The sequence below is a fragment of the Candidatus Rickettsia kedanie genome, assembly GCF_045865205.1.
In the GTDB taxonomy this organism is placed as follows: Bacteria; Pseudomonadota; Alphaproteobacteria; order Rickettsiales; family Rickettsiaceae; genus Rickettsia; species Rickettsia australis.
In genome coordinates this window covers 21,371-35,679 of record NZ_BAABMM010000031.1, presented here as the reverse complement: position 1 = coordinate 35,679, position 14,309 = coordinate 21,371, and the positions used below count along the sequence as shown (strand labels likewise).

Below are 14,309 nucleotides of genomic sequence, written 5' to 3'. Positions count from 1 at the left end.
CCACCTTACCGCCCATATTATTATGTCGTATTTAAAATGACGTCTCTTAAAATATTCATAAAGCTTATCTATAACAATTTATTACTCTATTCCTTATATACTATATTCCCTATTTGCAACAGTGCCAAAGGAAGTGATGAGCGTTTTGGAAATGATGTCACAGGGGAACCGCTACCATTAGATGGGCATATTCTCAATGGTGGGCGTACAGATGATACAGATTGGTAATGAAGAAATAAGAGCAGAATTAAAAGATCCAACGTTTAATTGGATAAACTTTGCTATACCATGAGAGGGTGAGAAAAAGCTTACAATAAAATTGGATTATATTGCGTCACATAAAACTCGCGGTTATATAGTGCAACTGACAAAGGCAGAGTTTACCTTTGAATACAGACTGAAACACGATGATTGAGAAGAAATTTATAGTGAACTTTCTGATAAATTCCCTTACTGGGATCACACATTGGCTCCTTCTAAAACGATTGAAGTAGCTTTTCCGGACAGAGATCCAGGATATTATGTTGTAGAAGTTGATTGGATAGTAGCTGACACACCACGTAAATTTGTTTCATCGTTTATTGTTGAATATAAGGATGAGGTTTCACTAATAGGTCTTAATACGAGTGATGGAGAATGCCTTTAACATTATTTCAACGTAGATAAGGGCTTGTTGCATGGATACTCAAGTCGTCATTGCGAGGAAATTACGAAGTAATTAACGAAGCAAACTCAGGAATTTGTTATTATTTCATGAGATTGCCACGCAAGTACTACGACTGCTCGCAATGACGGGGCGGTATTCACGCAACGTTGCCTTACTTCCGCATGATAAGACTGCGTGTGCCTTAAGAAAGCATAAATAATAATCAATAGTGATTTGTGTCAAGTCAAAAATCTAAAAAAAAATAAATATTTATATTGAATAAATTATTATTCTCGTGTCTACTTAGGTGAAGATTCTATACACTAAATATGGTGTCATATTTTTCAAAATAAGCATTATAAATAACGCCTACAACCCCATTAGTACCTATAATGAACACGCTTAAAAAAAATAAATTTCAGATAACTATAAACAACAACCATAATAATTTACTTACTCCTTTCGGTAAAGCTATTCTGCGAGATCGATATCTTATGAAAGGTGAGGATTTTCAAGAGTTATTTGCAAGAGTTTCTAGTTATTATGCCGAAAATAAACAGCATGCTCAGAAGCTATATGAATATATGAGCAAAATGTGGTTTATGCCGGCAACACCAATCTTAAGTAACGGCGGAACGGATAGGGGGCTTCCTATTTCATGCTTCTTGAATGAGACCGATGACAGCTTAGACGATATAGTAAATTTATGGACGGAAAATGTTTGGCTTGCTGCACGCGGCGGTGGGATTGGAAGTTATTGGGGTAATGTTCGTTCTATTAATGAAGGGATTCGTGATAAAGGTCATTCATCCGGTATTATACCGTTTATTAAAGTAATGGATTCTATGACTCTTGCTATTTCGCAAGGCTCTATTAGACGAGGTTCATCGGCTGTATATTTGCCTATTAATCATCCTGAAATCGAAGAATTTATTGATATAAGACGTCCGACAGGTGGGGATGTTAACCGTAAAGCTCTTAATATTCATCATGGTATAGCTATTACCGATGAATTTATGAAAGCAGTTGAAAACAATACGGACTTTGACCTTATTAGTCCTGCTACCCAAAAAGTTGTAAATAAAGTTAGAGCAAGAGACTTATGGGTTAAGTTATTAACTACTAGAATAGAAACGGGTGAGCCTTACTTGTTATTTATCGATAGTGTTAATAAATCTATCCCTGAGCATCATAAAAAATTAGGGCTTCAAGTTAAAATGTCCAATCTTTGTAGCGAAATTACATTGCCGACGGGAATTGATCATTTGGGAAAGTCAAGAACTGCCGTTTGCTGTCTTTCTTCTTTAAATTTAGAGTATTATGAAGAATGGAAAGATGATAAAGAATTTATCCATTCTATTATGTTGTTCCTTGATAATGTTTTAGAAGACTTTATTAATAAAGCACCGAATACGATGGCAAGAGCTAAATATTCGGCTTTGCGTGAGCGAAGCGTTGGACTTGGCGTAATGGGCTTCCACTCATTTTTGCAAATAAAAAAAGTACCGATAGAATCGGTGATGGCAAAAGTTTGGAATAAAAAAATATTTGAATATATATCTGCTGAAGCTGATAAAGCCTCAATAGAAATCGGTAAAGAAAAAGGAGCATGTCCTGATGCTCTAGATGCAGGCAGTAATGAACGATTTAGCAATAAAACCGCAATAGCACCCACCGCCTCAATTTCAGTAATAGCAGGTAATGCATCACCCGGAATAGAGCCGTTTGCTGCTAATAGCTTTGTACAAAAGACTTTAACCGGTTCTTTTAATGTGCGTAACAAACATTTAGAAAAGTTATTAGAAGAAAAAGGATTTAATAATGACCAAGTTTGGTCTTCGATTGCAACACATGAAGGATCAGTGCAACATTTAACATTTTTATCCGAAGCAGAAAAACAGGTTTTCAAAACCGCTTACGAAATTGATCAAAATTGGCTAATTGAACTAGCAAGCGATCGTACTCCTTACATTACGCAAGCACAATCTTTAAACATCTTTATACCAGGTAATGTTAGTAAGAAATATTTAAATAATATTCATTTTAAAGCCTGGAAAAAAGGAGTAAAAAGTTTATATTATTGTAGATCGACATCAATACAGCGCGCCGATAAAGTGTCGCATGACATATTAAAAGCCGATTTTAAAGATTTAGAGAAACAAAACGATAAGCTAGCAGAAGCCGGTAATTACGAAGAATGCTTAGCTTGCCAGTAATAGCGGTTAATGTGGTTTCTAGCTAAAAGCTCATGGGATTAACTTAAGAATCGATGTCATTCCTGCGAAAGCAGGAATTCAGTAAAACATAAAAAAACTTATTTTTTATATGTTTATTTTATCGTATATGTACATATAGTAAGGTTATTTTTTGGATTCCTGCTTTCGCAGGCATGACATTGAGTATTTTTTTGAGTCATACCACAAAGTATGCTGGTAAATAATAAAAACAAACAAGAAGAAAAATTATGTCACTACTTGATGCAAGTCCAATATATAAGCCATTTTCATATCCATGGGCATATGCAGCTTGGCACACTCAACAAAAAATTCATTGGTTACCAGAAGAAGTACCGCTTGCCGATGATGTTAAAGATTGGAAGTATAACTTAACTCCAGGGGAAAAACATCTATTAACGCAAATATTTCGTTTTTTTACTCAGGCGGATATTGAAGTGAATAACTGCTATATGAAGCATTATTCACGAGTATTTAAACCGACTGAAATATTAATGATGTTATCGGCATTTTCTAATATGGAAACGGTACATATTGCAGCATATTCACATTTACTTGATACGGTAGGTATGCCGGAAGTAGAATATTCAGCATTTCTTAAATATAAGGAAATGAAAGACAAGTATGATTATATACAGCAATTTGGAGTGGATACCAAAGAAGATATAGCAACTACACTCGCAGTATTTGGAGCTTTTACTGAAGGATTACAGCTATTTGCTTCTTTTGCGATTATGCTTAATTTCCCTCGTTTTAATAAAATGAAAGGTATGGGTCAGATTATTGCTTGGTCAGTGCGTGATGAAACGCTTCATACTAATTCAATCATTACTCTGTTTAAGACTTTTGTAAGAGAGAACCCTGAAATTTGGACGGAAACTTTACGTAAACGTATTTATGAATCTTGTACGGCTATTGTGCATTTTGAAGATGCCTTTATTGAACTTGCTTTTGAAGTTGGCGGTATTGAAGGGTTAACGGCATATGAAGTAAGACAATATATTCGTTATATTGCTGACCGTCGTTTAATGCAACTAGGACTCAAAGATGTATATTTGGTAAATCATAACCCGCTTCCTTGGCTTGATGAAATGCTAAACGGAGTCGAGCATACGAACTTTTTTGAAAATAGAGCGACTGAATATTCAAAAGCGGCGACTACCGGTTCGTGGGAAGAAGTATTCACTGAGATGGACGCCAAAAGCGGAGGCTAAATAATATACTCAGATAGAACTTGAACAATTGGCAGCCATGTCTTTGTAAGCCCTCGGATGCTGAACATGTTGTATCGAAGTATACAGTATTAACAACAAAAATAAAAAAATTAAAAATACCTAATTTTTATTTTTAAAAATTTTTTAAAATAGATTTAGAATATTTAAAAATTTTGAATAATTTTATGGCTGTTACAAATAATAAACACTATCAAAAAGTTGTAGAAAAAGTTTTATCTTCTTCTAAAGCTAATAAAGCACTAAAGAGCGCAATTAAGGACTTATCATCTTCAAAGAGTATAAGCTTAAGAACGGTGTTACTCGGAGCAAAATTTGTTTTAACTAATCCTGTAAATACTTATAATCTTGTCAAACTTGCTAAATCCTCCAATATATATCTTGATCTGGAATTTCAAAAATCACTTCTTGAAAAATCTCCAATATGGGAATTTTTAAAAAAACATTCAGACGATTTGCCTAAAATAGGTCAAATCTTAGCAAATGCAGGCTTTAGAGAATTTCAAGATAAGAGTGCTTTAGATGAAAAGGGACTCGAAATACTAAAAGAATGTTTTAAAAATAAAAAAGTACTTAAAAAACTTCAAGAAATTGCAGTTGAAGTAAAGCAAGAGCTACCGGACTGGAATAAAGTGACATCTAGAGCTTTAGATATGCTGGTTACCGATAAAAATTTCAAAAAATTCTTCAATGACAAGAGCGAAGATATTACGAATTATATACGCACCGGAGCAACTGAAATACTTCCAAGCGATTATATAAAAACTTTTGATAATATATTACAAAAACCCGAAAAGAAAAATTTATTAAAAATATTTAATGAACATCCTGATTTTAAGCAAGAACTGGCTGAAAATATCAACAATCCTAATACTTTAAAAAGTTTTAATAAGTTATCTCCTGAAAAACAACTAATTATTGAAAGTTTCTTAGAAGAAGCAAAAAAACAAGCTAAACCTTTCTTAAAAGCACATTTTGAAAGCTACAAAATTGATCTTAAAATTTTAGATATTATTCCTACTTTATTAAATAAAATTCCTGAGACAAAAGAGATTTTTGATCCTCTTCATGCTCCAAATCAAGGTGTAATGATATCTCTTGAAAAATCCTTAGAAATGGTAGCGGGTGATGATAAATTAAAAAGTTTTTTTGCTAATAATAAAACAATCTTACCAAATATTGCTTTAGGTATTATTGAAAATACTCCTAGCATACAAAGCATAACAAAAGAATATAATTTTGATCAACAAATGCTTAGTATAGTAGGCGAAGTTATGTCAAAGCCAGAAATTGCTCATGAGATTATTGCAGACTTAAATAAAGGCGATTATATGAGTTTAACCGGTAATATAATCTCTGCCCTTAATGATCCTTCATTTAAATTAAAAGATATATTAGTAGAGCAAAGTAAAGAAGGTCTATTTGATAATTTAATTACAGGAGTTTTAGAACAAGATGAAAAAAATAGCCAAACTATAAAACCACAACTTATAAATTATGGTCTGGAAGCAAGTGATATTACAAAGTTAACGAGCATAATGCCTATATTACTTGATACACCTGAATCATTAAAAAAGGTTTTTCGAGATTTTATTAAAGGTGATTATACGGGAATGGCAAAAGAGTTAATAATTTTAACTAAAGACAATCCTGAAATTAAAAAATATTTAAACAATAATAGAGAAATATTTGCAAGTATTTTAGACAAAACTTTAGTGGACATACCAGGTATAAATAACCTTGATAAGAAAGAATTATATAATGTACTTCCATCAATGTTAAACCATCATGATGAATTAGTTAAAGTTATAGAAGAGGTTGAACAAAGTAATTATCGTGGGGCCGCTAGTGCTATATATAATCTAGCTCAAAAAACCAATTATTTTGAAGGACAATTGCCGAATATTATAAAAGCAGGTTTTAACTATGCTACTGAAAAAGTAAAAGATGTATTTAGTCCATCGCAAGATTTTAAAGATAAAACTATAGATGAAATGACTCTTAGAAATAACTTAAATAAAATACAAAATGGAAAATGCAGCTTAGAGGGAGCTATATTAGTAGGTAATTTATCTAATATTGACTTCTCAGGCATATCATTAAAAAATGCAGATTTAACTAAAGTAACTTCTTTAAAAGATTGTAATTTTAAAAATACTAATTTAGCAGATGCTAAATTACCTGATAATTTAATGCTACTTACTGATACTTACAATCTTAATAAGACAATCCCTTCTTTAGCACCTGAACTAATTAAAGAGCAACAAGCAAAATTAATTGATAAGGCAATTGATAAAGTATTTTTACAAATACAGGCCGAAGAAAAAAGAAATTTACTTAGTAAAAAAGAATTTGTTCAACAGGTAAATATATTATGTGAAGAAAATCAAGCAGTTAAAGACTATATTATAGAAAAACTCAATTCGCTACCTATGAATATGGTTACTAACCTAGCTACTCCTAAAACAAATCAATATAAACATATTACAAATCATGTAAATTCTCCATTACAAATATTGAACCCTTTATATGAAAATATTGCAAATAAACAAGATATTAAGAGTAATTTATTGGCAAATATTTTAAGCGAGAAAATATCACAAAAACTTTTTGATAAAGGTGATAATAGAGGTGAAGATTTTTACATGATTAATCAGATGCTCAAACCTATCGTTTCTGAATATTCTAAAAAGAATCCTGATAATATCAATAATTTTTTAGAGCTGACAAATCTAGAAAAATTAGCAAGTAATATTGCCTCTACTTTAAATTCTAAATCTAAATATACTTGGGCAGGCACTATTACCGGTGGAATTTATTTACCAAAAGAAATCTTCAATGAACAGTTAAAAGATAATTTTAAGGATGAGTTTGAAAATATTAATACACTAAATGTTTTAAAGGAAGCAAAAAATATAGTGTCAAATTTAGATAGTAAAGTGCATATAGTAGATCATCACGATAAATCACATACTTACGAATCATTACCTACAAAAAGTAAAAAAAATAAACAGATAACTCCATAAATCTTAGATCAAATTGACTTAATTACCATATTATGTAATATAAATTAAAATATTTAAGTAGTCCTTAATTTATTTCTTTGAATCAATTTTAAGATAATTTAATGTTCATGTAATTAAATACATTGCATTATTTTTATGGCAGTTATAAATTCCATTAAAGATATTAAATTAAAGAATTTTAATAAAACTGTTAAAAGGATATTATCTTCTCCTGATGCAGATAAGGCATTTACAAGTTTGATTTATGACCTTGCATCTCCAAAGAAAAAAAAATATTACCCGTTAGTATAGGAGCATTATTAAAAGGTGCGAAGTTTGCTTTAACTAATCTCGTAAATAGTTATAATCTTGTTAAACTTGCAAGCTCCTCTGATATATATATATCTTGATTCAAACTTTCAAAAATCCATTCTTGAAAAATCCGAAATATGGAATTTTCTAAAAAAACATGCAGATGATTTACCAAAAATAGGGCAAATCTTAGCAAAAGCAGGTTTTAGAGCATTTCAAGAAGGTAGTTTTCTGGATCAAAAGGGCCTTACAACATTAAAAGAATGTTTTAAAAATGATAATGTACTTAAAAGCATTAAAGAAATTGCAATTGAGCTAAAGCAAGATGTACCTGACTATAATAAAGTGACTTCTAAAACATTAGAAATGTTATCTACCGATAAAAATTTCTTGAAATTTTTTAATGAAAAAGGAAAAGATATAGCAGATTATATACGTACCGAAGCAACAGAAATACTTCCAAGCGACTATCTAAAAGCTTTTGATGGTATCAAAAACTTCAAAGTAAGGGATACATATGCAAAAGTTAATCCTAGTTAGATACTATTCCTACTTTATGAAATAAAATGCCTGAAACAAAAGAGATTTTTGATACTCTTAATGCGCCAAATCAAGGAGTAATGGTAGTTCTTGAGAAATCTTTAGAAATGGTAGCTGGCGACGATAAATTAAAAAATTTTTTTGCTGATAATAAAACAGTCTTACCTGATATTGCTTCAGCTATTATTGAAAATACTCCGAATATACAAAGCATGACGAAAGAATATAATTGCGATAAACAAATGCTTAGTATAGTAGGCGAAGTTATGTCAAAACCGGAAATTACACATGCTATTATTACAGATATAAATAAAGGCGATTAAATTACTGCTTTTAACGAGCCTTCATGTAAGTTAAAAGATATATTAGTAGAGCAAAGTAAAGAAGAAGGTTTATTCGATAATTTAATTAAAGGGGTTTTAGAACAAGATGAAAAAAACAGCAAAACTATAAAACAACAGTTTATAAATTATGGACTAGAAACAAAAGATGTTATAAAACTTACGAATGTAATGCCTATATTACTTGATAATCCTGAGTCATTAAAAAAGTTTTTTGATGGATTTGTTAAAGGTGATTATACGGGAATAGCTAAAGAATTGGTAATGTTCACTAAGGATAATCCCGAAATCAAAAAATATTTAAATGATCATAAGGAAATATTTACAGGTATTTTAGATAAAACTTTAAAAGATGTACCCGGTAAATAATCTCGATAAGAAAGAATTATATAATATACTAACACCTATGCTCAATCCAGCGGATAAGTTGGTTCAAATCTTAGAAAATATTGAAAATAAAAAATATATTAATGTCGCTACTAGTATAGGTAGTTTAGTTTGGAAAGAAGGTCAAACGCTGAATATTATAAAACAAATACCAAATGTCGTTAAAGCAGGAGTGGGTTATTTTAAATCTGAGAAGTATCAATTAGAAAATAAAGTTTAGGCTGATGTATTAAAAGAAGCACAAAACATCGTCTCAAATTGAAATAGTAAGATTAATATTGTAGGATCTAAAATAAATACACTTGCTATTACTCCTATTTCTAATAATAAAAAGAAAGACGAAAGACATAGATAAACTATACTCGCTGAATCCCCAAAATTGGTATCGTCTACCAACTTTTATAGTACCCTACGTTTTTTCAAAAGTCCTCAATGTCATCCATACGAAAGCAGGGATCCATGCTAAAAAATCTTTAAAATTAAAGATTTTTTATTAGATAATTTTTTTCAAATAAAGCTTTAAGGAACTTTATTTGAGTGGGTTCCCACCTCCGCAGGAATGACATTTAATATTTGTGCAAACTCTTCTTGGTTAGAATATTCTAATGTGGTTTTATCTTGTATCTGATTTTTAAACCAAGTAACTTGTCTTTTAGCATACTGACGGGTTCGTATTTGAGCTGCATTTAAAGCCTCATCTAAAGTGAGATGACCGTCTAAATAAGCTAAAATTGCTTTTATTCCTACAGCTTTTAAATTCACATAATCTTTAGGAGCAAATTGCTTTTTTATTAAAGCTATTTCGTCAATTGCCCCTTCTTTAAATATCTTATCTAAACGCTCATCACAAGTTTTATATAAAAATTTTCGCTCAGGATTTAAGAAGATAATTTTGAAATTAAAATCAGATAAGATGTGTTCTTTTTGTAAAGTTTGAAAGGAAAAAATAGATTTACCGGTTTGCAAGAATACTTCATAAGCTCTAATTAAACGCTGAGTATCATTTTGGTTTATTTTAGAAGCAGCAAGCATGTCAAGCTCCTCTAATTTATTCCATAATTCTATATTACCTATTTCAGTATGTAAGTTTCTTACTTGTTCTCGTAAATCTTCTGATATATCAGGAATATTATTATAGCCGAAAACTAAAGAATTGATATATAAACCCGTCCCACCTATTAATATAGGTAGTTTGCCTCGAGCTGTTACTTCTTTTATTTTTTCTGCAGCAAGTTTGAGATATTTTACTACCGAAAAATCTTCCGTAATAGATAGAAAATTATATAAATGGTAAGTAACTTCAGCTGTATAGCTTTTCGGAGGGGAGGCGGTAATAATAGGAATTTTCTTATAAACCTGCATTGAGTCGATATTTATGATTTCGCCGTTATATGCTTTAGCCAGTTCATGCCCTAAATAAGACTTTCCGCTAGCAGTCGGCCCGCATAAAATGATTATGTCTTTCGTTGTCACTGATATATAGTTTAGTCTATAATTGTTGGGTTGTTGCATGGCTCGGTGTTTTTCGTCATTGCGAAGAAATTACAGAGTAATTGACGAAGCAATTCAGTAAAAAATGCTGATTTACAGAATTTTTTTCTGGATTGCCACGCAGCCTACGGCTGCTCGCAATGACGGGGTGGTATCCACATTGGCAACACCTCGCAATAATGACATCGTACAATTAAACGGTTTCAGTTTTATCAGGGTTAGTATTTCCTAAGGCCCTCATCTACCGGTTCACTAAATGTTACGCTACTAAAGTTTTCATCATAACTGATAGTTGGCCCACTAAATAAGCCTGCATCCCTGTATTCAACTCTCAGACTCTTTAAACCGTTAGATGCTGCTACATCATCTTTAAGTTTAAAAACAAGAGAATCATCATTAGTAGGCTCAAGGTCGTTACGGTTTATTACTAATGGTACCTTCTGGTGAATAATATTAATATTTAATGTATTTGCACTTGGCATCGGTATTGTCACTAATTTAGTATCAACAGAGTTATCGATTAGGTCTATTGTATATGAGGTTTTTGACATATTATTTCTCCTTATATTAATTTAATGTGAGAAAAATATATAAAATAATATTTTAGAAAGCAATAATTCTTTAATAATTAATTAATAGCCCGTATTTTTCAAGATATTTATTAATTATAGCTATTATTTTCTCTAAGCCATTTTTACTAGCTGATTCAGCTCTTACAACTATAATAGATTCGGTGTTAGAACTACGCAGTAACCACCAACCATGCTCGGTATTTACCCGTACACCGTCTATATCATTAAACTCTATTTTCTCTTCTAATAATTTTGCTTTAATCTCTTTAATAATTTGTAATTTTAACCTAGACGGCACAAATATTTTAATTTCCGGTGTACTATAGCTTTTCGGTAAATCCTCTATTATTTCATCCAGAGTCTTACTTGATTTGCTAAGTAAATCTAAAAATCTAAGTGCTGCATAAATTGCATCATCAAAGCCAAAATATTTATCGGCAAAGAATATATGCCCGCTCATTTCACCGGCGAGTAAAGCCTTTGTTTCAAGCATTTTGCTTTTAATAAAAGGATGACCTGTGCGCCATATTATAGGATTTCCGCCAAATGACCTAATTCTATCAACTATTAACTGACTGGCTTTTACATCGACTATTATGGTAACACTCGGATTTTCCTTTAAAATATCCTCAGCAAATATACATAAAATTTGATCACCGAATAATATCTTACCGCCCCCGCTTACAATACCGATTCTATCACCGTCACCGTCAAAAGCTATACCAAGGTCACAATTTTGTTCTTTAACCACTTTTATTAGCTCTTGTAAATTAGCAGGGTTGGTAGGGTCAGGGTGATGGCTTGGAAAATTCCCGTCAATCCTACTATTTATGATTATGTTGTGATTAGTTAAATGCTTTTTTAACTCTTCAATAATATTGCCCGTTGCTCCATTGCCGCAGTCCCAAGGCACTTTTAACTTTGGATTAATATTTACTCCCTCTAAAATACGTTTTAGGTATTTATGTTCTATATTATGTCCATAATATATGTCATGCCCGCGAAAGCGGAAATCCATGTCTCCACTTGTATTAATATGGATTCCTGCTTTCGCAGGAATGACATAAGGGGTGGTGGGTATGACATGACTATTCAAAACCTTTGCTAATAAATCCTGTATCTGATCACCGAAAAAAGATTTACCGTGTTGCAGCATTTTAAAGCCGTTATCGTCACGAGGGTTATGCGATCCCGTCACCATAATACTACCGGCAGGCATAAATTGTTTATCGACAAAATATAGTACGGGCGTCGGAACTACGCCAATATTTATGATTTCAGCACCTGCATCAGTTAGTCCTAATTCTAAAGCTTTACAAAGGGTAGGTGAGCTGAGCCGACCGTCTAAACCAATACAGATTTTGCTATTATCTTTTGTGATAGTCATCTCGGCGAAACAAAAGCCGATTTTATAAGCTACTTCTTCTGTTAAATCCTTAAGGCTATTGCCTCTTATATCATAAGCTCTAAAAATTTCTTTGTTAATTTGCATCAAAAACCCTTTATGTCATTCCCGCGAAAGCGGGAATCTAGAAAATAACCTTAATAATTATAAACATATAAAAACAAGTTTTTATATGTTTTACTGGATCCCCGCTTTCGCGGGAATGACATCAAACGACCCATGCAACAACATCTACGACTACTCGCAATGATGCGTTTGCATAGTCTAAAAACTAAAGCTTTCACCTAAATACACTTCCTTAACTTTTTTGCTGTTTGCTATTTCCTTAGGTTTTCCTTCTAGCAATACTTTGCCCTCAAAAATAACATAAGCACGGTCAACTATATCTAGAGTATCACGTACATTATGGTCGGTAATTAATATACCTATATTAAATTCACGTAAATAAGTAATTAGATTTTTGATATCGGAAATAGCAAGTGGGTCAATACCGGCAAGCGGCTCATCAAGCATGATAAATTTAGGCCCTATTGCAAGTGAACGTGCAATCTCAAGCCTACGCCTTTCGCCGCCTGATAAGCTAGCAGCGGATAAATCTTTTAAATGAACTATCGAAAATTTCTCTAGTAAATTATGGGTTTTTTGTTCAATTACTTCTTTATCATTTTCAGATATCTCAACTACCGCTTTAATATTATCCTCAACCGATAATCCTCGAAATATCGAAGGTTCTTGAAGAAGGTAGCCAATTCCAAGCCTTGCTCGTAAATAAATAGGCAAGTTGGTAATATTTATATCATTTAAAAGTAATTGCCCTGAGTCCGGTTTCATTAAACCGATAATAATGTTAAAACAAGTTGTTTTACCGGCTCCGTTAGGACCAAATAAACCAACTATCTCTCCTTGTTTTATATTCAGAGATATATCAGTTAATATATTCCTTTTTTTATAGGATTTTGATATATTTTTAACTTGTAAGCTATCCATCTTTTTTATTTGTGTTTTGTTGCTGTATGTCATTCCCACGAAAGCGGGAATCCATTATTCAATTGTATTAAGATGGATTCCTGCTTGCGCAGGAATAACATAGGTATCCATGCGGGCAATGAATGCCACACAATGACGTACTAAAGAACTCTATTTCTTAACAATATCTACATAATAGATTAGTTTATTAGTTTTTAAAACATTATCGTCGCGTTGTAATATTACATTACCAAGTAGAATAAGTTGTTTGTCATCAAAAAAATATTTAACACTATCTGCAAGTAATAATTCATTATTTATTTTTCTTTCTACAGTCAATTTGGTCGGCACAACTATATGATCAATAGTTTGCTTTTCATCTATTGTTTTATAAAAAATATATAATTCTTTCGTTCTAAGTATCGCATTATCGAAGTAAACAACGACATTTCCAAGATATTCTGCCTTTTGTTTGGTTCTATCAATAATTAAAGTATCAGATGTAATATGTAAATTTGAAATATCTTTATCACTAGCATATATAGATATACTAACAGTAAGAAATACTACAAGTTTAATAATCCGATAAATCGATGATTGTAGAGACATTGCCTTTAAAAATTATAATATTATTTTCATCCCTTGTATTAAAACGATCCGAAGTAATTGAAGAGTTTTTGTAAAATAATTTAGCAGAGGAGTTGCCGGTTATATTCTTATTTACTAAATCAATCCTTGCATCGTTAGTGTTAAATATGATCTCATCAAAAAAAAGTTTTACATCATTTTTTAAATCTAATATGTTTGATCCTTCATCTAAAAAGCCTTCTTTCGCATTGATAATAAGAGTTTGGTCTTGATTTACGTTATAAATAGCATTTATTATATCTAGTTTATATTTGTTATCTGACTCTTGTATAGCTCGCTCAGTTTTAATCTTATACGCATTTAAATTTTTATTTACTCCTTCAAAAATTGAATCTTTCAATATAATATTATATTGAAAATCAAAATTTTTAGTATCTTTTAAACTGTTTTTTGTAACGTTAATATCATTTTCTTCATTAATATAACTGCTTTTAATTAATATATATCCTATATACAAAATTCCAACTATTATTAAAAGATATACAGATTTCCAAATTTTTTTTCGCCGTTTATAAGAAGAGGGCATAGAT

Annotated in this window: 10 protein-coding genes and 2 pseudogenes; 6 read left to right on the top strand and 6 right to left on the bottom strand. The window is 31.4% G+C overall.

Annotated features, from left to right (window positions below):
- The 6 genes and pseudogenes from ACKTSD_RS04435 to ACKTSD_RS04410 all read left to right on the top strand — a co-directional run.
- A pseudogene (locus tag ACKTSD_RS04435) lies at window positions 1–228 on the top strand (hypothetical protein); the annotation flags it as partial.
- A 238-nt stretch (window positions 229–466) separates the two neighbouring features.
- Entirely contained in the window at window positions 467–646 is a 180-nt protein-coding gene (locus ACKTSD_RS04430) for a hypothetical protein (RefSeq protein WP_412708180.1), read from the top strand.
- Window positions 647–1,038: 392 nt separating this feature from the next.
- Window positions 1,039–2,862 (top strand): ribonucleoside-diphosphate reductase subunit alpha, encoded by a 1,824-nt coding sequence (locus tag ACKTSD_RS04425; RefSeq protein WP_412708179.1) that lies wholly within the window; start codon window positions 1,039–1,041, stop codon window positions 2,860–2,862.
- Window positions 2,863–3,110: 248 nt separating this feature from the next.
- Window positions 3,111–4,094: a ribonucleotide-diphosphate reductase subunit beta gene (locus ACKTSD_RS04420; RefSeq protein WP_412708178.1), complete on the top strand. Its 984-nt coding sequence runs from the start codon at window positions 3,111–3,113 to the stop codon at window positions 4,092–4,094.
- Between the two features lie 185 nt (window positions 4,095–4,279).
- Complete coding sequence (locus ACKTSD_RS04415; protein ID WP_412708177.1) at window positions 4,280–7,138, top strand: pentapeptide repeat-containing protein; 2,859 nt, start codon at window positions 4,280–4,282, stop codon at window positions 7,136–7,138.
- 135 nt (window positions 7,139–7,273) lie between these two features.
- Window positions 7,274–8,878: pseudogene (locus tag ACKTSD_RS04410) on the top strand (pentapeptide repeat-containing protein); the annotation flags it as partial.
- A 338-nt stretch (window positions 8,879–9,216) separates the two neighbouring features.
- Here the strand turns inward: ACKTSD_RS04410 and miaA are convergent.
- From miaA to lptC, 6 genes are all read right to left on the bottom strand, one after another.
- Complete coding sequence (miaA, locus tag ACKTSD_RS04405; RefSeq protein ID WP_412708182.1) at window positions 9,217–10,170, bottom strand: tRNA (adenosine(37)-N6)-dimethylallyltransferase MiaA; 954 nt, start codon at window positions 10,168–10,170, stop codon at window positions 9,217–9,219.
- Window positions 10,171–10,406: 236 nt separating this feature from the next.
- Window positions 10,407–10,739: a hypothetical protein gene (locus ACKTSD_RS04400; protein ID WP_412708176.1), complete on the bottom strand. Its 333-nt coding sequence runs from the start codon at window positions 10,737–10,739 to the stop codon at window positions 10,407–10,409.
- A 70-nt stretch (window positions 10,740–10,809) separates the two neighbouring features.
- Window positions 10,810–12,252, bottom strand: coding sequence for a phosphomannomutase/phosphoglucomutase (locus ACKTSD_RS04395; protein ID WP_412708175.1), 1,443 nt, complete (start codon window positions 12,250–12,252; stop codon window positions 10,810–10,812).
- Window positions 12,253–12,429: 177 nt separating this feature from the next.
- The gene (lptB, locus tag ACKTSD_RS04390) at window positions 12,430–13,152 is read right to left on the bottom strand and encodes an LPS export ABC transporter ATP-binding protein (RefSeq protein ID WP_412708181.1); all 723 of its coding nucleotides are present in this window, start codon (window positions 13,150–13,152) and stop codon (window positions 12,430–12,432) included.
- 150 nt (window positions 13,153–13,302) lie between these two features.
- On the bottom strand, window positions 13,303–13,740 hold the full coding sequence (locus ACKTSD_RS04385; protein ID WP_412708174.1) for an LptA/OstA family protein: 438 nt from the start codon (window positions 13,738–13,740) through the stop codon (window positions 13,303–13,305).
- The gene (gene lptC / locus ACKTSD_RS04380; protein ID WP_412708173.1) at window positions 13,706–14,305 is read right to left on the bottom strand and encodes an LPS export ABC transporter periplasmic protein LptC; all 600 of its coding nucleotides are present in this window, start codon (window positions 14,303–14,305) and stop codon (window positions 13,706–13,708) included. Before lptC ends, ACKTSD_RS04385 begins: the two co-directional genes overlap by 35 nt.
- Between the last annotated feature and the right edge of the window lie 4 nt (window positions 14,306–14,309).